Source organism: Psychrobacter sp. Arc29 (assembly GCF_041431175.1).
Taxonomy (GTDB): Bacteria; Pseudomonadota; Gammaproteobacteria; order Pseudomonadales; family Moraxellaceae; genus Psychrobacter.
Window position 1 is genome coordinate 230,677 of the sequence record NZ_JASMRR010000005.1, and the last position, 19,359, is coordinate 250,035.

Below are 19,359 nucleotides of genomic sequence, written 5' to 3' on the forward strand. Positions count from 1 at the left end.
ATAATGCGAAGGATGTGCCAAGTTTGTTGGGAAAGCTGATTAATATACTTAAGTTAATGATATTAATAATAAAAATAAAATTAAAAAAGCAGCTTTTGAGAAATTAAGCTGTCTAAGTAAGAAAAATAAAAGATAAAATATTCTATAAAAATAGTTATTATTATAAATTTAACGACTATCATTTGTTTGGTATATGGCTAATTCTGCTACAATCAGCGGGTAATAGTTGCGGTTGGTAAATCATTTTTTAAAAGGATAAAGATATGCAGCGAACGGGTATGCAAGGGAAAGGGACAATGTGGCCGCGTGTGCTATCGGTTGGCGCGTTGATGCTGATGGGCGCGAGCGCTACTATCAGTGCGGCAGCCGCGCCAACGCTGGCATCACTGCGCAGCCATTATGAAACGAGTGTCACTATCGAGCCAATGCTACAGATGCCATTGCCAACGCCACCAACAAAGCTGTTTAACACAGTGCGCTATGACAGCGATGGGACGTCACTTGCCGCATTTGTCACGCCTGATCCGCAAGATCAAAAAAAGCATCCTGCCATCGTCTGGGTAACGGGCGGTGAATCGAACACGCTAGCAGACTTTTGGCGCAAAGGCTCAAGGCAAAATGACCAAACCGCCAGTCCGTATCGTGATGCGGGGGTGATGATGATGTTTCCGACCTTGCGCGGCGGCAATGACAATGCAGGCAATATCGAAGTGAACTATGGCGAAGTCGATGACGTCATTGCAGCGGCAGAATATCTGGCGACGCTGCCGTATGTCGATAGCAGTCGCATCTATCTGGGCGGACACAGTACAGGCGGTACGCTGGCGTTATTGGTCAGTGAGGTGGCCAGCAGCACGCATCCTGAGCTATTCAAAGAAGTCATCAGCTTTGGTGCTACGCAAGAGACGATGTTTTTGCAAGAGGCTACCTTTACTGGCGATGAGCAGCGAGAAATAGAGTTGCGTGCGCCTACCAATTGGACGAATGATATTCGCATGCCTACGTGGGTTATTGAGGGCAAGCGTAGCGGTAACTATTATGATCTAAAGCCGATGTGTGATAAGAACAAAAACCCCATGCTGCACTGTGCCTTTATCGCGCGACACGATCATTTTAGCGTGCTGTATCCACTCAATCGCCATCTTGCGCAGCAGATTATGGCGGACGAGCCGTTATCTATTGATAGCACCAAGTCGTGGACAATTAAAAAGTAAAATAACAACCAATAAGCCAAGCGTATCATCATGAGTGAAAATAATAAAACCGCCATTATCGGCTTTCTGGGCACCACGTTAGACAATGGCTTTAATGACAAACGCTGGCAACGCTGGCGGCCAACGGTCAGTTTAGGCTTGCAAGATGACTTGTTGGTTGATGAACTGCATATCCTCTATAGCAAGCGCGATAAGCGACTCTTTAACGTCATCGTTGATGATGTGGCAAAGGTCAGCGCCGATACCAAGGTCATTGGGCATCGGGTGACGCTGGCGAGTCCGTGGGATTTTGCCGATGTCTATGCCGAGCTGTATGACTTTGTCACAGGCTTTGCCTTTCGTGAGGACACAGATTATCTGCTGCACCTAACCACGGGCACGCATGTGGCGCAGATTTGCTGGTTTTTACTGGTCGAGGCGGGGTTTTTGCCTGCCGATTTGATTCAGACCTCGCCGTGTCCCAAGCCCGACCAATACGACCCACAAGGGCGCTACCAAATCATTGACTTGGACGTCTCGCGCTATGACAGTTTGCGCGCGCGTTTCGAGGCAGAAAAAGCCCAGCATTGGCAAACCCTACAAGCCAATCTCGTCACCCAAAACGCCGCCTATCAACAGCTGATAGCTGATATTGAAAAGGTCGCCACACGCTCCAACGCGCCGATTTTATTGATGGGCGCGACAGGGGCGGGCAAGTCGCAACTGGCAACGCAAATCTACGCGCTCAAGAAAAACAAAGCCAACAACAAACAGGCGCTCGGTGCATTCGTCGAGGTCAACTGCGCTACCTTGCGCGGTGATACGGCGATGAGCGTGCTGTTCGGTCATGTCAAAGGCGCATTTACGGGCGCGGCATCGAGCCGTGAGGGTCTGCTCAAATCAGCCGATGGTGGTTTGTTGTTCTTAGATGAAATCGGCGAGCTGGGGCTGGACGAACAGGCGATGCTCTTGACCGCGCTTGAGGCGCAGCGCTTTTATCCACTTGGGAGCGATACGCCGATCGATGTGTCGTTTCAGCTGATGGCGGGAACAAACAAGGATTTGCGCCAAGCGGTCGCAGATGGGGAGTTTCGTGCCGACTTGTTTGCGCGGCTGAACACGTGGACGTTTTTTTTACCGTCGTTAAAAGACCGTATCGAGGACTTGCCCGCCAATATTGATTACGAGCTGGCGCGTCTTGGCAGTGAGCAGCAGTACCAGTACCGTTTTGAGCCAGCGGCGCGGGCGTATTTTGAAGCCTTTGCCACAAGTTCTGAGGCGACATGGCAGGGCAACTTTCGTGATTTAAGCGCCAGCATGACGCGCTTAACGACATTGTGCGAGGGCAAAGTGATTCGTATGCCCGATGTTAAGGCAGAAATCACCCGCCTTAAGCATCTCTGGGCATTGCCCAGTAGCGCGCAGCATCAAGCGGACAAGGCGTATGCGCCCAGCCTAACCGAGCAGCAAGCGCATGCGGATACGGTGCTGAGCCGCCATCTATCAAGCGACGACAAAGACGCGCTCGATCCCTTTGACGCGGTGCAGCTGGCGTATGTGATTGAGGTCTGCTATCAGCACAGAAGCCAAGCGGCGGCTGGGCGCTACCTATATGCCAACTCCAGAAACCAGCTAAAAAGCAATAACGACAGCGACCGATTGCGTAAGTATTTGCTAAAGTTTGGGCTGAGGTTTGATGGGTTAGGATAGAGGAATTTTGACTTCATTATTAATGAGTAAAATAAGGAGTAATTTTTAGAGGTTTATCGCAGGTGCAGGTAAAAACAGTGTTATTAAATAAAAAGGAGCCGTTACTATGTTGTTCAATCCAGTAAGATGCAGAGAAACTGCAATGATCGATTTTTTAGTCAATACTGAATATGATTCGGAAAGTCCGATGGGTAATGTTGCTTTAAGCGATATAAACATGCTTATTGGTGATTGGATAGTTGGCTTAAAATCAGAAACTGAGGCTATTCTACTTAGTCGTATTAAGTGGATGCAACTTGCTATCGACTCAGATGAAAGGTTAAAAAATAGCTATGGAGACGATGCGTTTTTCCATAAATATAATTTATATAAACATCTAGCACTTGCAAAATGGCTCTATACAGGAGTAGATAGCCAAGTGGATTGGCAACATGCCAGAGTTATTTTCGCTGACAACTATGTCTCTGGAGATTGGTATGAAAAAAGAAAGTTTAGAACTGATGCTTTAGATGACTATTTAGCCTTATGTATCCAAGCAGAAAGTTATCAAGCTGGAATTGATGAATTTGAAAAGTATCACGGACAGAAAAAGATTTCGCTAAAAACAAAAGTGATAACTCCTAGAGATTATGGTTATTTAGTTTGTCAAAACAAGCTAAACCCAGTTCATGACGATGTAACTATGACTGAGTTAGGGATGAAGTTGTTGGTGACTAATTTGGAAGATCACCCATGGCTAGGCTATGGTCAGTACTCTACAGCGGCTATGTGGTTAAAAATAGTATATTGGCATAACAAAAAGAACTTAACTCCAGAGCAAACCCTGTTTCAGTGTTATGAAAATATGCCTAACGTTCCTAAACCAGATTTTATCTCATAGTATGTAAATCACTACGAATTGCCCAGTGGTGGTTTACGTCTCAATGTTTCAAGAGAGTACGATAATAAAAACACGAAATAAAAAAAGGCAATGTCCGCATTTTTATAGAAGTAGCAAACAAGCATCCTTCCATACAGCTACCGCTAAACCCCACCACCAATCCGCTCCGCCAACGCCTGCAACTTGGGCACTATCATTGCCGCATACTCATCCGCTTCCCAATTAGCACTTGGTACACTGGCATTCAGCGAATACGCGTATTGTCCAGTGGCGACATCATATATACCAACCGCGACTGCCAGTATGTCAGTAGAGAACTCCCCATCAGAGACGGTATAGCCGTATCTTTCATAATGCTCTGCCGCGCTGGCTAGGGCAGTTTGTGCATGGTTAAATTCTTCATCAGATAAATTCTCTTTCAAATTGCTAATAATCATTGCCTGTCTCGCTTGCGAGCTTACTGCATAAAAAGCCCGCCCAATCGCAGTACGTGCGACCGGCACCGCTGAGCCAACCTGCAAGTTGACCGATAGGCGTGCAGGACTACGACAGCAAGCGTGATAGCGCATCTCTCCTTCAACTTCGGTCGCTAGATTTACCGATACCTCATTTTCGCTAGCGAACTGCCGTAATAGTGGCTCAGCATAGGCTACCATATCGTGACGACTCCATGCGGTCGCACTGAGGCGTACAGCACTACTGCCCAATTGATACTGTCCGTGCTCAGTGACACGTAAAAAACCAAGCGTGGTCAAGGTATGAATCAGGCGAGTAATAGTCGCTTTTGGAAGCTTGGTCATCTGACACAACTGCTGATGGGTGAGCCGCTCATGATGTTCAAAGGCAGCCATTATGACCAATCCACGACCTAATGCCGTCACAAACTGTCGATCATTATCCTCGTTGCTTTGACCCATCAGGTGATCCATTCGTTCAAGTAGTGAATTAGCTGTTGATGTAGATGTTGTCATTTTATTTCCATTTCTCTTAATGATTGTCTCTTTTGATGCCTATTTTTTAATAAAGGTTTACAGCGCGGCGAAAGTTTGCTTAAATAGTTTTATATTATGAAACTAAGTTTCGCACAGCGGAATAATAAAGTCAACGACTTGTTAAACCAAATGATGTATCAACCACTATTCGTCAGTCAGGATGACTGATATCAAGGAGATCCACATGGCAACATCTACCAGCCCGCGCTTTGATTGGGAAGATCCTTTTTTACTACGCGACCAGCTCACTGAAGAAGAGCGTATGGTCACGGACAGCGCTCGTCAGTTTTTTCAAAAGGAATTAATGCCCGGTATCGTTCAGGCCAATCGCAACGAGCATTTTGATCGTAATATCATGCGCCAAATGGGTGAGATGGGTTTGCTTGGTGTGACGATTGAGGGTTATGGCTGTGCTGGTCTATCGAGCGTGGCTTATGGTCTGATTGCCAAGGAAGTGGAAGCAGTCGACTCGGGCTACCGCTCAGCGATGAGCGTGCAGTCAAGCCTCGTGATGCATCCGATCTGGGCGTATGGCACAGAAGAGCAAAGAGAAAAGTATTTGCCAAAACTTGCCACGGGTGAATACGTCGGCTGCTTTGGTCTGACCGAGCCTGATTCGGGATCTGATCCTTCCTCAATGTCGACGCGTGCGCGCGCCGTCGATGGTGGTTATGAGCTGACGGGTAATAAAATGTGGATTACCAACAGTCCTATCGCGGACGTGTTTGTGGTCTGGGCAAAAGATGATGCAGGCGAGATTCGCGGCTTTGTATTAGAAAAAGGCATGAAAGGGCTGTCTGCACCGAAGATTGAGGGTAAGTTCTCGCTGCGCGCCTCAGTCACTGGCGAGATCGTCATGGACAAAGTATTCGTTCCTGAAGCCAATGCTTTCCCCGATATCCGTGGTCTAAAAGGACCGTTTGGCTGTTTGAATAAAGCCCGTTATGGTATCGCTTGGGGCAGTATGGGCGCGGCAGAGTTCTGCTGGAAAGCGGCGCGTCAATATACGTTAGATCGTAAGCAGTTTGGTCGTCCACTAGCGGCAACGCAGTTGGTGCAGTTGAAGCTGGCCAATATGCAGACAGAAATCAGTCTAGGTCTACAAGCGGCGCTACGTGTCGGTCGTTTGATGGATGAAGACAACGCAGCGCCTGAAATGATTTCACTCATCAAGCGTAATAACTGTGGCAAGGCACTGGATATCGCTCGTATCGCTCGTGATATGCATGGCGGTAACGGTATCTCTGACGAATTCCATATCATCCGTCACGTGATGAACTTGGAAGCCGTCAATACTTACGAGGGTACACATGATATTCATGCGCTTATCTTAGGCCGTGCGCAGACAGGCATTCAAGCGTTCTTTTAATCGTTCCTACTAGATATAGTGAACACAGCTTTATTTTATGACGTACGTTGCTGCTTGGCTTTTTTAAAAGAGCATCAACAGGAGCGTACGCTTTTCAGTTGTTATTCCTCATTTATTCAATACGCGTCACTCCAAAAGACGAAAAATACCTGATGAATAGCAATTTTATGCTCAAACAGGCCATCAAAGACAATAAGGGATGATTATGACGGACATGGATAGTATGCCAAAGGGCGCATTGCATGGTATCAAGGTGCTTGATTTATCGAGAGTGTTGGCAGGGCCTTCTTGTACGCAAGTGCTCGCTGATCTGGGTGCCGAAGTCATCAAAGTCGAGCGTCCGCATATCGGTGATGAAACGCGCCACTGGGCACCGCCAACCTTCAGCGATGATACCTCAGCCTACTACGCCACCATCAATCGCAATAAAAAATCGCTCACGGTAGACATCACCACGCCAGCAGGGCAGACAATCATTAAAAAACTTATTGCTGATAGTGATATTTTGGTTGAGAATTTTAAAGTCGGTGGTCTCAAAAAATACGGCTTAGATTACGACAGCCTCAAACAAGATCATCCGCGTCTGATTTATGCCTCTCTGACAGGGTTTGGGCAGACAGGACCAGATGCGGCGCGTCCGGGTTATGATTATATTATTCAAGGGTTGTCAGGGCTGATGAGTATCACGGGTCCTAGCGATGGCGAACCGCACAAAGTTGGCGTCGCAGTTGTTGATCTGTTTGCAGGGTTACAGCTGACAATAGGTATTCAGGCGGCGCTATTGGCGCGTCAACATACTGGTACTGGCCAACACGTAGACGTCGCGTTGCTCGACAGTGCGCTGTCTATGCTAGCCAATGTCGGTATGAATCATCTGGCATCAGGTAAGATACCGCCAAGACTGGGCAATCAGCATCCCAATATCGTGCCGTATCAGGTGTTTGCTGGTCAGGGTGAGCAGCACTTTATCCTAGCTTGCGGCAATGACCGTCAGTTTGCCAAACTGTGCGATGTGCTCGCAGTTGACTGGCATACCGATGAGTGTTTTGCGACCAACCCTAATCGCGTTGCCAATCGCGAACTGCTGTGTGCTGAATTGACTAAAATATTTGCTAAGCAGCCTCGGGCTTACTGGCTTGCAGCTTTGGATCAGGTAGGTGTTCCATGCGGTGCGATTCATAACGTTGCCGAAGCTTTGGCAATGCCGCAAGCACAGGCCCGTGAAATGATCGTCAATTTTGCGGCACAAGGCAGTCCGGTACGCGCCCTTGGCAATCCCATCAAATTATCGGCGTCACCTGTTAGTTATCGCACACCGCCACCGAAGTTGAGTGAGCATACCGATGACACACTTGCTGATTTAGGGTATGACAGCGATATGATCGCTAAGCTCAAAGCCGATGGGATTGTTTAACAGAATTTTTTGGATTATATTTTTTAGACCTGCACCGATATTCAATCCTAACGCTACCTTTCAGCGTTAGGATTAAAGCCTAAATGCTGCTCAATTTGTTCGGCCAATTCAATCAATACCGCACTAACCTCAGCCCGTTTAGACTCATACTCTCCTTGCAAAAAACTCACTGCCATGCCCGCGACCGCCGTGCCAGACGCATTACGAATATACGTACCCAAGCAATACATCCCATCACGCAATTGCCCATCATCGAGAGATATTCGACTGTCTTGCGTCACTGCCAACTCAATCGCCAAATCCGTAAAATTCTTAACACCACGCGGCGTCATGGGCGTTGGAAACGTTTCATTGTACAATGATTTTATGCTGTCCATCGACAAGGTTGAGAGCATGGCTTTGCCTGTCGCCGAAAAAACCGCAGGTACGCGCACCCCCGCCCGGAAGGTAAAACCAAGTGGGGCAGGCGACTCATGACACGCCAAAAACACCACTTCTCCCAAATCCAGTTTTGACAACGTCACGGTATGTTGAAGTAATACTGGATACTGAGCAATTAAATCTTTAAATAACCGTACCACGCCTTGCTGCTGCTCATACTTACCCGCCCAATACATCAAATACGAACCCAAATAAAAACGGCTTTCAGGATCTTTATAAATGACATGCTTGGACAATAGACTCTGCAAGATATTATGAGTAGAGCTGCGCGGAAGCCCCAATTCTTTGGCAATATAAGCGGCTGTTAGCGGCTGGGTACTATCGGTAATCAAGTCCAAAATCTGAAAGGTTTTGTCTAGGGCAGGTACGGCAGTCGAGCTCATAAGTAACCTATAAAGTGAAATAAAATAAAGGAGTACAAGAAAATTATCAAAATAATGAGATTAAAGGTTGCAAATCGCGACATATCGTTCTTATAATGATGTCTCGTATATAGAATACGTGTTCAGTATATTGAACAAAAAAACAATTATCAATAATTATTTAGTGGCTACGGCTATATCCATTCTCATACACATACCTTTATATGACAAGGAGCGTCAACATGTCAAATACGCTACAGTTATCAAATCCAGACCTACTCAAACAATCTTGCTTCGTGAAAGACGGCTGGCATGTTGCTAGCGACAATGCTTCGCTTGATGTAAACAACCCTTTTAACGACGAGCTTATCGGTACCGTGCCTAGCCTCACGACCGATGATGTCAATGAAGCCGTTGCTTATGCGCATGAGGCTCAAGTTGATTGGGCGGCAAAAACCGCCAAAGAGCGTTCAGAGCTACTGCAAAAATGGGCGGATCTTATCGATGCCAATAAAGAAGATCTTGCGATCATCATGACCGCTGAGCAAGGTAAGCCGCTTACTGAGTCACGTGGTGAAATTGGCTATGCCAATAGCTTTATTCGCTGGTTCGCCGAAGAAGGCAAGCGCGTTTACGGTGACGTGATTCCTGCCAATAGTACGCAATTACGTCATGTTGTGCTCAAACAGCCAGTCGGTGTTTGTGCCGCTATTACCCCTTGGAACTTCCCAGCTGCGATGATCACGCGCAAAGTCGCACCGGCGATGGCAGCAGGCTGTACGATTATCGTCAAACCAGCCACCGAAACGCCATTTTCAGCATTAGCATTGGGCGCTTTGGCAGAGCAAGCGGGCATTCCTGCAGGTGTGCTCCAGATTGTAACGGGTAAATCATCAACTATCGGTGAAATCCTAACGGGTGATGCACGTATTCATAAGCTGTCGTTCACAGGCTCTACCGAAGTCGGTCGTACGCTAATGGCACAATGCGCGCCGACTATTAAGAAGCTGTCGTTAGAGCTGGGTGGCAACGCGCCATTTATCGTTTTTGATGATGCAGATTTAGAGAAAGCCGCCGCAGGCCTCATCGCCTCTAAATACCGTAATGCGGGTCAGACCTGTGTATGCGCCAACCGTGTTTACGTGCAAGACAGCATCAAAGATGAATTTCTAGACGTCTTTGTCAAAAAAGTGGCTGAGCTAAAAGTCGGTAACGGCTTAGAAGAGGGCGTCGATATTGGCCCGCTTATCAACAAAAAAGCATTAGATAAAGTTCAAGCACTCCTTAAAGATGCAATGGATAAAGGTGCCAAACTGGTCACGGGTGGTAGCGTCAATGATGCCTCAGAGCTGACGTATAACCCGACTGTTATCACTGATATTAGCAGTGACATGGATATCGCTTCTGAAGAAATTTTTGGACCGATTGCGACCATATTTACCTTTAAAAACGAAGCAGAAGTAATTCGTGCTGCCAACGATACCATTTACGGCTTGGCTGCTTACTTCTATAGTAGCGACTATGCACGCTCATGGCGCGTAACTGAAGGATTAGAGTACGGCATTATCGGCCATAACACGGGTTTGATTTCTACAGAAGTTGCCCCATTTGGCGGCGTGAAGCAGTCTGGTTTTGGCCGTGAAGGCTCAAAATATGGTATCGAAGACTATATTACGACTAAATACTGGTGCTCTGACATCAGCTAATAAAGTTTTGAATATCTTTGGTGCCTTGAAAAAGGTGCCATTCGATATTCAGCAAGTATGAATTAAGTCACCCCTACTACAAACCGCCAATCACTAGATGGCATTTATGTTACGAACACAGAAAAGGACATTCCCATGACTACCAATCAATCATTACTTGAGCGCCGCAAAGCTGTTTTACCAACAGGACTTGGGGTTGCCTTTCCTATCTTTGCAGAACGAGCAAAGAACTCAGAAATCTGGGACATCGAAGGCAAGCGTTATATCGACTTTGTCGGTGGTATCTCAGTATTGAACACCGGTCATAGCCATCCAAAAATCACCCAGCGTGTTCATGAGCAGCTCGACAAATTTACGCACACTGCGGCGCAAATGATCAACTATGAGTGCTATGTGGATTTGGCAGAAAAGCTGTGTGAAAAAGCTCCAATCAGCGGCGACACCAAGGCGTTCTTTTTGACCACTGGCGCAGAAGCGGTAGAAAACTGCATCAAGATTGCGCGTGCTAAAACCCGTCGTCCAGGCGTGATCTCTTTTGTTGGTGGCTGGCATGGTCGCACGATGATGTGCATGAGCCTGACTGGTAAAGTACTGCCATACAAAAAGAATTTTGGCCCGATGCCAGGACCTGTGTTCCATGCATTGTTCCCTGCAGAAGAGTTGAACGTGACCGAAGAACAAGCGCTACACAGCCTTGATATGATCTTCCAAGCAGATATCGATCCGAGTGAAGTGGCGGCGATGATTGTTGAGCCAGTCCAAGGCGAGGGCGGTTTCCATCAGGTAACGCCATCATTTGCCAAAGCACTACGCGAGATCTGTGATGAGCATGGCATCGTGCTTATTTTTGACGAAGTACAGTGTGGTTTTGCGAGAACCGGTACGTTGTTCGCCACTGAGCAGTTAGGCGTTGAGCCTGATTTGATGACTGCCGCGAAGAGTTTGGCGGGTGGTTATCCTATCTCTGCGGTCATCGGCCGTGCTGATATCATGGATGCGCCGCAAGTAGGCGGCTTAGGTGGTACTTACTCTGGTAACCCACTGGCTTGTGTGGCCGCGCTTGCTGTCATGGAAGTGATCGAAGAAGAAAACTTACTGGAGCGTAGTGTCGAGATTGGCGATACCATTGCTTCATTCCTAAAAGGCTTAAACCTAAGCAGCATTGGTCACATCCGCTATAAAGGCGCGATGCTAGCGTTTGAGTTAATCGATAGCGAAGGCAAACCTGATGCAGCAGCAGCAGCCAATCTAAAAGCAAAAGCATTTGAGCAAGGCTTGCTACTTGCATCTTGTGGCATGTATGGCAATGCTATCCGTGTGATGGTGCCATTAACGGTTGAAGACGACGTGCTACAAGAAGGTCTCGATATCATTAAAGGTATCCTAGCGGCTTAATAGTTATCGAGTGTCATTTACTTTAGCGATGGATCGCTTTCAATCAAACATTGATTTTGATTGAAAAGTTATAGTTAAGATAACGGCAAGGCTGCCCTTATGACACTCACATGGAGTGTGATTTTAAACGGCGCCTTGCAAGTCAAGGCGCCGTTTTTGCTATGTGAATATCAAACAACGAGCAATCGGCTTTCTTTGGCGGAAACGATATATAGTAAATATGATGAGTGATATCTCATTAAACAGAAATAGTGTAACCATAAAAGGTTCACACGGATGACACACAGACAAGGAGTAGGTTATGTCTGAATTGAAGAAAACGTTAGGTGTGTTCGATATCATTGCGCTGGCATTCGGTGCGATGGTTGGTTGGGGTTGGGTCGTGCTGGCGGGTGGTTGGATTATCTCGGCAGGTATCTGGGGCGCAATTAGCGCCTTTTTAATCGGTGGTCTCGTGGTGGTTTTGATTGGTGTGACGTATGCTGAATTGGCCGCATCCATGCCTATCACAGGAGGTGAGCACACGTATACACACCGTGCACTGGGGGTAAATGTCTCCTTTATCTGCTCATGGAGTATTTTATTTGGTTATTTTTCCGTCGTCGCTTTTGAGGCGGTGGCACTGCCAACCGTTGTTGAATATGTTATTCCCAATTATAGCCAAGGCTATCTCTGGAATATCGCTGGTTGGGATGTCTATGCCACGTGGGTAGCGGTCGGTATGCTCGGCTCAGTGATTGTCACATGGCTCAATATACGCGGTATGGAAGTCAGTGCGTGGTTCCAAAAGCTGGCAGTTGTCGGTATTTTCTGCGTCGGTATCTTACTGTTCGTTGGTGCGTTGTTGTTCAATCCTGAAACCTCCAACTCAGTACAAGCACCAAACTTTATCGGTGGTATGGGCGGCATCATGACGGTGATGGTGATGGTACCGTTTTTATTCGTGGGCTTCGATGTGATTCCACAAGCCGCAGAAGAAATCAATCTAACCCGTCCAAATATCGGCAAATTTTTGATTGTCTCTATTATCATTGCCGTACTTTGGTACGTGGCTGTCGCTTGGAGTGTGGGTAAAACACTCCCACTATTACAAGCGCAAGACTCAACATTGGCGACCGCTGATGCGATGACCAATGCTTGGAATGGTAAATGGGCGGGTACGTTGCTCGTTATTGGCGGTGTACTGGGTATTTTATCAAGCTGGAATGCATTTCTTATCGGTGGCAGTCGCTTATTGTACGCCATGGGTAAAACGCACATGTTGCCACAGTTTCTGTGCAAGCTACATCCTAAGTACAACACCCCAGTCAATGCGATCTTGTTGATCGGTGGCCTTGCGACACTAGCGCCATTATTTGGTCGTAAAATGCTTGTGTGGATTGTTGATGCGGGCGGCTTTGGTATTGTTATCGCTTATACTTGTGTTGCATTATCATTCTTAGTACTACGTTACCGTGAGCCTGATATGGTACGTCCATTTAGAGTACCAGCAGGTAAATTGGTTGGTATCATCACTATTATCTTAAGTCTTGGCATGTTGGCGCTCTATCTACCGGGTATGCCATCCGCACTTGTTCCTATCGAGTGGTGGATCTTCCTTGGCTGGACGGTGCTTGGCGGCGCAATGTATGGCTATGCGTCAATGAAAAACCCTGGCAAGAGTAAAGAGATTATGGATCATGAGCTGCATGAGCTCAAAATTGTTAATCAACAATGGTTAAAAGAAAATCCATATAAATAATAATCTCATTTTAGTCAGTCAACTACCTTAAAAAGCCTAACGTCAAACGTTAGGCTTTTTTTATAGTTTTTATGCTGCTTGAAAATGAGTCGATACGTTTGGAACGTCAGAATAGAGCTTGAAGTGACATGCTGATTCTTTATTTAAAGGGGTAATGGCAATCTAATTTTTCCATATAGGAGCATTTGAGATTTTAAGTAGAGCTATATCTGCTTTTACTGTCATTGAAAGATGAGTGGTTAGATCTTATAAGAAGCTCTTTTAAACAATATCTAGTACTTATACATTTTCTTTTCAGAATATATGCATGTGTTTTTTTGTAATTAGTGAGTAAGTATTATATTCATTTATTGACATTTGTAAATTAAAAAGTAAAATTACGTACTGTTGTTTACTTTTCTAATTTCGTGGACGATAAGGATATGATCAAAAGTGGAGATAAACTCAAATGCACCTGCGGCAATGATTTTTTTGTAGAAGGCTCGGTTTATACTGTAGGTAGTATCATAAGCGATAAATTTTTCCAAATAAATGTTGGTGCGAATGACGAGCATTGGTATGCAACGAAAGATAGCGAAGGGATATATGTTCGCTTTAATGCAGAAGACCATCTAGTAAATGATGCTTTTTTCGCTTTATTAAAACGCCAGTGCTAGATTTTTTAAGAAATTTTTAAAACTTAAGTGTGCGTTTGAGATTCAGATGAAGATATGGAGCACTATTTATTATATGGTTATCAATAAATGGATTGGTCATTTGTTCTAATTTCATGGAGTAAGGTTATTCTGCAAGCTTCCTGAACCAGTAATTTTTCTGAACCAATAGTCATCTACAACATATCTATCATTTCCGGCGGTTGCTTGGGCAGCCTTACTTTAGTACTTTTATCAGCAGATTTAGGTATCAAGTGATTGATTAAAGTATCGTTGCTGACCGATACCATAAGTAAATTTTACGAAAAAGCCTAACGTCAAACGTTAGGCTTTTTTAGTGCATACAATCAAGTGCTTAAACTTTAAGACTTATCACGGATAAGCTTATAGTTTAAGAATTCAGTGATACCCAGTGTACCAAGCTCACGACCAAATCCTGAGCGTTTAACGCCGCCAAACGGTGTGTTTGCTTCCGTACCAGAAGGTGCGTTGATAGTGACCATGCCCACTTCCAATTTGTCAGCAATGTCAGCAGCTAGGGCAGCATCTTGCGTTTGGATAGAAGCACCAAGACCGAAAGGCACATCATTGGCGATCTTGATAGCATGATCGACATCACGAGCCTTGTATACAACGGCGACAGGGCCAAACAGCTCTTCACGGTAGACATCCATTGATTCAGTGACGTCTGTTAGTACCGCAGGTTTGAACCATGCACCAGGCTTATCTTTGACCAGTCCGCCTTCTACTAGGACCGTCGCGCCTGCTTCAACGGCACTATCTAATTGCGCTTGCAGATTGACTGCGGCAGCCTTTGAAGACATCGGACCGATAAAGGTTTTTGCATCAAGAGGATCGGCCAATGTCATACCACGTACAGCCTCGGTAAAGCCCTCAACGAACTGGTCATAGACAGACTCAAGAACGATTAGGCGTTTGGCGGCGTTACAGGCTTGACCGGCATTACCAAAACGACCAGAAATCGCGCCTTTTATCGCTTGTTTGATGTCGGCATCTGCTGCAACGATAAAGGCATCGGAGCCGCCCAGTTCTAGAACGACTTTTTTGAGTGCACCGCCTGCTTCTTTGGCAACGGCTTGCCCAGCACGCTCAGAGCCAGTGAGTGAGATGCCTTGTACACGCTTGTCATGGATAATAGTCGCTGCCTGATCGTTGGTGGCAAAAACATTGTTATAAACGCCTTCAGGTACGCCGACTTCTTTGAACATGTCAGCGATAACTTCTGCAGTCTTAGGGCATTGAGGCGCATGCTTTAAGATAATGGTATTACCTGCCATAAAGTTTGGCGCGACAAAACGAGCCACTTGATAATGTGGATAATTCCACGGCATGATACCGAGTAGGACGCCAACAGGACGTTTTTCTACCGAAGCTGATCCTGAGTCAACGTCAATGGTGTTCGGTGCGAGTAATTGCTCAGCATTGTCTGCATAGTAACGATAGATTTCAGCGACCAGACCGATTTCCCCCTTGGCTTGTGCAACGGGTTTACCCATTTCACTCGCCACGATACGAGCCAGCTCTTCTTGACGTTCAAGATAGATATCAGCAATTTTGTGCAAAAACGCCCCGCGCTCGCTTAGTGGAACGTGACGCCAGTCTTGATAAGCACTGTCTGCTTGCTCGATGACTTGCTGGATATCTTGATCAGTAGCGGTAGGGTAGGTTGCTTCTAGTTCACCAGTGGCTGGGTTATTGATTTGATAATCACTCATAGTTATGTCCTTTAGTTTAAAATATTCTTGGGTTCAAAATCCATTTGGGTCTATATTTTTATGCGGGTGCTTTTGATTAATGGCTTTGGTTGCTGCTGGGTAATACAATGAATATTACCGCCGCCATAGACAATCTCTTTTGTGCGTACTCCCACTACTTGATGCTGCGGAAAGACTTTTTCAAGCTGTGCGATGGCTAAAGCATCATTTATATCATCATATTGCGGTACGATGACAGCGTCATTACAAATGAGAAAATTGGCATACGAGGCAATACAAACGTCACCTGTCAAGCGCGATTTGGCATCATCAGATTGGACTATGTCATAGTCATCAGGCAAGGTCACTGGCTGCTGGGTACAGCAAAGTTTGTGAACTGTTAAGCGTCTGCCTTTTGCATCGATCATATTTGAGAGTTGCTCGAAGGCTTTTTGCGTTGCTTCATAAAAAGGATGCTCAGGGTCGTCAGTGTATAAACAAACCACTTCACCAGGCCGCGCAAAACAGGCGATATCATCGACATGACCAGTGGTCTCGTCAGGATCAATCCCATCATCAATCCAGAGTACTTTTTGTACATTGAGATAGGCTTTTAGTTTGTCTTCAATTTGTGCTTCAGTCAGGTGTGGGTTGCGTCCAGGGCTCAGTAGACACATACGTGTAGTCAGAACCGTGCCTTCACCATCGACATGAAACGCGCCACCTTCCATCACAAAGTCATCTGTGCGGTAGCGGCTAATATCTAGCTGCTCACATAGTCGTTCTGCGAGTTTATCGTCATCATCCCATGGCGAGTAGAGGCCATCATAGTCACCGCCCCATGCATTGAACGTCCAGTCACAAGCGCGTAGCTCGCCCGCATCATTAATTAAAAATGTTGGCACGGTATCTCGCGCCCACGCGTCATCACTCGGCATGGAAGTAACGTCGATATCGGCAGGCAAGCTATCGCGGCATTGCTCATAGTCGTTAGGATTAACCAGTACGCCAACTTCACAAAACTTGTTAATTGCCAATGCGACATCAGTATAAGCCCTCTTGGCCGGGATAGCTTGTTGTCGCCAGTTGTCCGCGCGATAGGGCCATACCATCCATACTTTTTCTATCGGCTCAAATTCTGCTGGCATGTAAAAGCCGTCTTGCTGTGGTGTCGTGTCGGTCAGTAATCTGGACATAAAATCACCTTATCGCATTCATGCGACGATAAAAGTAGTAAGAAATAATTGAAAATAGGGTGTCTATTAGCCATGTGTCAGTAGCGTGCCATACATAGATGGACGGCGATCACGGAACACGCCCCATTGACGACGTTCGATAGCAAGCTTGTCTAAATCAAAGGTCATACTAATCACTTCGCTAGTATCCGCCGATGCTTCTTGTATGATGTCGCCGCGACCATCAGTAATGAATGAGCCACCGTAGAACTGCATCGTGCTGTCATGACCATTTTGGCTGATGGTCTCCGTGCCGATACGGTTGGATGCGATAACAGGCATGAGGTTGGCGGCGGCATGGCCTTGCATACAGCGCTGCCAATGACCTTTTGAGTCAATATCTAGTGTCGGCTCATCACCAATCGCAGTCGGATAAAATAACAGCTCTGCGCCCATCAATGCCATGCTACGGGCACATTCAGGAAACCACTGATCCCAGCAGATACCCACGCCAATCTTGGCATATTGGGTTTCCCAAACCTTAAACCCTGTATCACCGGGGGTAAAGTAAAATTTTTCGGCATAAGGAATGCCATCTGGGATATGGGTCTTGCGATAGGTGCCGAGTATCTCGCCATCGGCATCAATCACGGTCACGCTATTAAAAAAGGTATTGCCCGATTTTTCATAAAAGCTGATCGGTAATACCACTTCTAGCTCCTTGGCCAACTGTTTGAAATGATTGATAGCGGCATTATCAGCAACGGTCGTTGCCAGCTTAAAATAGTCAAATTCATGAAATTGGCAGAAGTACGGCGTCTCAAATAACTCTTGCAGTAAGATGATATTGGCACCAGCCTTGGCCGCTTTGGTGACCAAATCAGTGGCAGTGGCAATGTTTTGCTGAATATCCCAACCACAGGCCATTTGTGTGGTGGCAACGGTAACATTTCGCATGATCTAAATCCTTTTAATAATAAACAGTAAATAGGGTATAAAAATAATGGGTTTGTGGTCTAACTAACCATTAGAGACTGTTGGTTAAACCATAGTGACAACGCTAACATTGGGTTTGGCCTACGCCATCATGTAACCCAATCCTAAGAAGGCTGCGACAGATAGACCCGCTCCCAGCATGGCATAGGGGAACTGGGTAAAGGCATGCTGCATGGGTGAGCAGCCAGCACCTTGCGCGGCAAGTAATGATGAGTCACTAAAGAAGCACGCATGACTACCAAATGAAGATGCTGACAACAACGCCCCAATCATAAGCGGCGTACTCACACCAAGCGCAAGCGATATCGGGAAGACAATCGGCATTGCCAACACATACAGCCCCCAACTTGATGACGTAGCGAATGTTAAGAACGCCATAACCGCAAAGATGACCGCAGGGAAGATAATAATCGTCATATAAGGCGTGATGGCTTCGATCACATAGGTGGTCATGCCAAGATCATCATTGATCGCTTTTAAGAAAAAGCCGCCAATAACCGTTGAGAGTGGATAAAGCATGACTTTAAAGCCTTTAAAGATAGACTCTACTTGCGTCTCAAAGCTCAAAATACCTTGCATCCAATAGATAATGACGGTGACAAAACAGGTGAGCAACGCACCGCGCAACAGATCGACTTCGAAGTAGATGGTTGAGACAATGAGCAAGATCATCGGAAAGGCAAAGTTTGCGATATTGGCTTTGAACGATAATTTGCGTTTGGCCTGGACATTTGAGACCAGCTGCTCTTCGATAAAAGCTTCAGGGACAGGGTGGCCTGATTTGGCACGTTTTTCAGCTTTTTTCATCGGTCCCCAATCACCCAATATACCGTACGCGACCAAAAATACGATTAGGAGAGCGAACCACGCATACGCCATATAAGGAATGGCGCTGATGTAAAGGCCGAGACCAGCACCGTCTGCGGCCACACCGTTTTCTTCTAACAGACCTGCAAAATATACCGCCCATGTAGAGATAGGCACGATTACACACATCGGCGCTGCGGTGGAGTCAACGATGTAGGCGAGTTTTTCGCGAGAGACACCATAGACATCAGTAAGTTTTTTGACAGAAGTGGAGACAGCAAGGCAGTTTAAATAATCATCAATAAAGACCACGATACCCAAAGCGAACGTTGCGAGTAATGACTGACGGCGCGATTTAATGATTTTTTGTAGCCATTCGCTAAACCCATCAAGACAACCACTAATCTCAAGCAATTGGATGAGTCCACCCATCAGACCACAGACGAGCACAATCCAAATAATGGTTTCATTACCTAATACCATTGACATATTGTCTGCAAAAGGGGAGACCAGATCAAAGGGGTTAAGCATCACAAGGCCCGCGACACAGCCTGCCATCATAGACTCGAACGGTCGCCTAGAGATAATGGCGGTGACGAGCACCAATAACGTCGGCAATAAGGATAGGGCTCCCCACGACTCGTCTGGGCCACGAGTCGTTGATAACCACGCAAACGCTAAATAGATAGCGAGTGCGCCTAATACGGTGAGAAATACTCGCTTATTGTGATACTGCCCCTCGACAGCATCATTGAGTTTCATGTTCATACTTACGCTCCCTGTAAAACTCTATTTTTAGGACAAATTCTA

The 19,359-nt window shown here is 46.2% G+C and carries 15 protein-coding genes; 9 read left to right on the top strand and 6 right to left on the bottom strand.

The window, feature by feature from the left end; translation table 11 throughout:
* Positions 1 to 263 precede the first annotated feature (263 nt).
* The 3 genes from QO189_RS09060 to QO189_RS09070 all read left to right on the top strand — a co-directional run bounded on the left by QO189_RS09060 (position 264) and on the right by QO189_RS09070 (position 3,783).
* Positions 264 to 1,214 carry an alpha/beta hydrolase family protein gene (locus QO189_RS09060; RefSeq protein ID WP_371532480.1) on the top strand — a complete coding sequence of 317 codons (951 nt, stop codon included), beginning with the start codon at positions 264 to 266 and terminating at the stop codon, positions 1,212 to 1,214.
* A 30-nt stretch (positions 1,215 to 1,244) separates the two neighbouring features.
* Positions 1,245 to 2,903 carry an RNA repair transcriptional activator RtcR gene (gene rtcR, locus QO189_RS09065; RefSeq protein ID WP_371532481.1) on the top strand — a complete coding sequence of 553 codons (1,659 nt, stop codon included), beginning with the start codon at positions 1,245 to 1,247 and terminating at the stop codon, positions 2,901 to 2,903.
* A gap of 106 nt (positions 2,904 to 3,009) precedes the next feature.
* The gene (locus QO189_RS09070) at positions 3,010 to 3,783 is read left to right on the top strand and encodes a hypothetical protein (protein WP_371532482.1); all 774 of its coding nucleotides are present in this window, start codon (positions 3,010 to 3,012) and stop codon (positions 3,781 to 3,783) included.
* A gap of 143 nt (positions 3,784 to 3,926) precedes the next feature.
* Here the strand turns inward: QO189_RS09070 and QO189_RS09075 are convergent, their stop codons facing one another.
* Positions 3,927 to 4,754 carry an IclR family transcriptional regulator gene (locus QO189_RS09075; RefSeq protein WP_371532483.1) on the bottom strand — a complete coding sequence of 276 codons (828 nt, stop codon included), beginning with the start codon at positions 4,752 to 4,754 and terminating at the stop codon, positions 3,927 to 3,929.
* Positions 4,755 to 4,959: 205 nt separating this feature from the next.
* Here QO189_RS09075 and QO189_RS09080 point away from each other — a divergent pair, with 205 nt between their 5' ends.
* Together QO189_RS09080 and QO189_RS09085 are read left to right on the top strand one after the other, a co-directional pair.
* Complete coding sequence (locus QO189_RS09080) at positions 4,960 to 6,144, top strand: acyl-CoA dehydrogenase (RefSeq protein WP_371532484.1); 1,185 nt, start codon at positions 4,960 to 4,962, stop codon at positions 6,142 to 6,144.
* Positions 6,145 to 6,349: 205 nt separating this feature from the next.
* Positions 6,350 to 7,558, top strand: a complete 1,209-nt coding sequence (locus QO189_RS09085; RefSeq protein WP_371532485.1) for a CaiB/BaiF CoA transferase family protein — start codon at positions 6,350 to 6,352, stop codon at positions 7,556 to 7,558.
* Positions 7,559 to 7,611: 53 nt separating this feature from the next.
* On the opposite strand, the gene QO189_RS09090 is transcribed toward QO189_RS09085, so the two are convergent.
* Positions 7,612 to 8,382, bottom strand: coding sequence for an IclR family transcriptional regulator (locus QO189_RS09090; RefSeq protein ID WP_371532486.1), 771 nt, complete (start codon positions 8,380 to 8,382; stop codon positions 7,612 to 7,614).
* 221 nt (positions 8,383 to 8,603) lie between these two features.
* Here QO189_RS09090 and QO189_RS09095 point away from each other — a divergent pair, with 221 nt between their 5' ends.
* The 4 genes from QO189_RS09095 to QO189_RS09110 all read left to right on the top strand — a co-directional run bounded on the left by QO189_RS09095 (position 8,604) and on the right by QO189_RS09110 (position 13,859).
* Positions 8,604 to 10,067: an NAD-dependent succinate-semialdehyde dehydrogenase gene (locus tag QO189_RS09095; RefSeq protein WP_371532487.1), complete on the top strand. Its 1,464-nt coding sequence runs from the start codon at positions 8,604 to 8,606 to the stop codon at positions 10,065 to 10,067.
* Between the two features lie 135 nt (positions 10,068 to 10,202).
* Positions 10,203 to 11,462, top strand: a complete 1,260-nt coding sequence (gene gabT, locus QO189_RS09100) for a 4-aminobutyrate--2-oxoglutarate transaminase (protein ID WP_371532488.1) — start codon at positions 10,203 to 10,205, stop codon at positions 11,460 to 11,462.
* 301 nt (positions 11,463 to 11,763) lie between these two features.
* The gene (locus tag QO189_RS09105; protein WP_371532489.1) at positions 11,764 to 13,203 is read left to right on the top strand and encodes an APC family permease; all 1,440 of its coding nucleotides are present in this window, start codon (positions 11,764 to 11,766) and stop codon (positions 13,201 to 13,203) included.
* Positions 13,204 to 13,625: 422 nt separating this feature from the next.
* Positions 13,626 to 13,859, top strand: coding sequence for a hypothetical protein (locus tag QO189_RS09110; RefSeq protein ID WP_238037064.1), 234 nt, complete (start codon positions 13,626 to 13,628; stop codon positions 13,857 to 13,859).
* 359 nt (positions 13,860 to 14,218) lie between these two features.
* Here QO189_RS09110 and QO189_RS09115 read toward each other — a convergent pair whose 3' ends face one another.
* From QO189_RS09115 to QO189_RS09130, 4 genes are all read right to left on the bottom strand, one after another.
* A complete protein-coding gene (locus QO189_RS09115) occupies positions 14,219 to 15,592 on the bottom strand; it encodes an NAD-dependent succinate-semialdehyde dehydrogenase (RefSeq protein ID WP_371532490.1) in 1,374 nt (457 codons plus the stop codon).
* Between the two features lie 50 nt (positions 15,593 to 15,642).
* The gene (aguA, locus tag QO189_RS09120) at positions 15,643 to 16,767 is read right to left on the bottom strand and encodes an agmatine deiminase (RefSeq protein ID WP_371532491.1); all 1,125 of its coding nucleotides are present in this window, start codon (positions 16,765 to 16,767) and stop codon (positions 15,643 to 15,645) included.
* Positions 16,768 to 16,833: 66 nt separating this feature from the next.
* A complete protein-coding gene (aguB, locus tag QO189_RS09125) occupies positions 16,834 to 17,706 on the bottom strand; it encodes an N-carbamoylputrescine amidase (protein WP_371532509.1) in 873 nt (290 codons plus the stop codon).
* A 117-nt stretch (positions 17,707 to 17,823) separates the two neighbouring features.
* A complete protein-coding gene (locus QO189_RS09130; protein WP_201601826.1) occupies positions 17,824 to 19,317 on the bottom strand; it encodes a Na+/H+ antiporter NhaC family protein in 1,494 nt (497 codons plus the stop codon).
* Between the last annotated feature and the right edge of the window lie 42 nt (positions 19,318 to 19,359).

Coding starts and splice junctions, on each gene's coding strand:
- QO189_RS09060 (WP_371532480.1), top strand. CDS start 264: ATGCAGCGAACGGGTATGCAAGGGAAAGGGACAATGTGGCCGCGTGTG.
- rtcR (WP_371532481.1), top strand. CDS start 1,245: ATGAGTGAAAATAATAAAACCGCCATTATCGGCTTTCTGGGCACCACG.
- QO189_RS09070 (WP_371532482.1), top strand. CDS start 3,010: ATGTTGTTCAATCCAGTAAGATGCAGAGAAACTGCAATGATCGATTTT.
- QO189_RS09075 (WP_371532483.1), bottom strand. CDS start 4,754: ATGACAACATCTACATCAACAGCTAATTCACTACTTGAACGAATGGAT.
- QO189_RS09080 (WP_371532484.1), top strand. CDS start 4,960: ATGGCAACATCTACCAGCCCGCGCTTTGATTGGGAAGATCCTTTTTTA.
- QO189_RS09085 (WP_371532485.1), top strand. CDS start 6,350: ATGACGGACATGGATAGTATGCCAAAGGGCGCATTGCATGGTATCAAG.
- QO189_RS09090 (WP_371532486.1), bottom strand. CDS start 8,382: ATGAGCTCGACTGCCGTACCTGCCCTAGACAAAACCTTTCAGATTTTG.
- QO189_RS09095 (WP_371532487.1), top strand. CDS start 8,604: ATGTCAAATACGCTACAGTTATCAAATCCAGACCTACTCAAACAATCT.
- gabT (WP_371532488.1), top strand. CDS start 10,203: ATGACTACCAATCAATCATTACTTGAGCGCCGCAAAGCTGTTTTACCA.
- QO189_RS09105 (WP_371532489.1), top strand. CDS start 11,764: ATGTCTGAATTGAAGAAAACGTTAGGTGTGTTCGATATCATTGCGCTG.
- QO189_RS09110 (WP_238037064.1), top strand. CDS start 13,626: ATGATCAAAAGTGGAGATAAACTCAAATGCACCTGCGGCAATGATTTT.
- QO189_RS09115 (WP_371532490.1), bottom strand. CDS start 15,592: ATGAGTGATTATCAAATCAATAACCCAGCCACTGGTGAACTAGAAGCA.
- aguA (WP_371532491.1), bottom strand. CDS start 16,767: ATGTCCAGATTACTGACCGACACGACACCACAGCAAGACGGCTTTTAC.
- QO189_RS09130 (WP_201601826.1), bottom strand. CDS start 19,317: ATGAACATGAAACTCAATGATGCTGTCGAGGGGCAGTATCACAATAAG.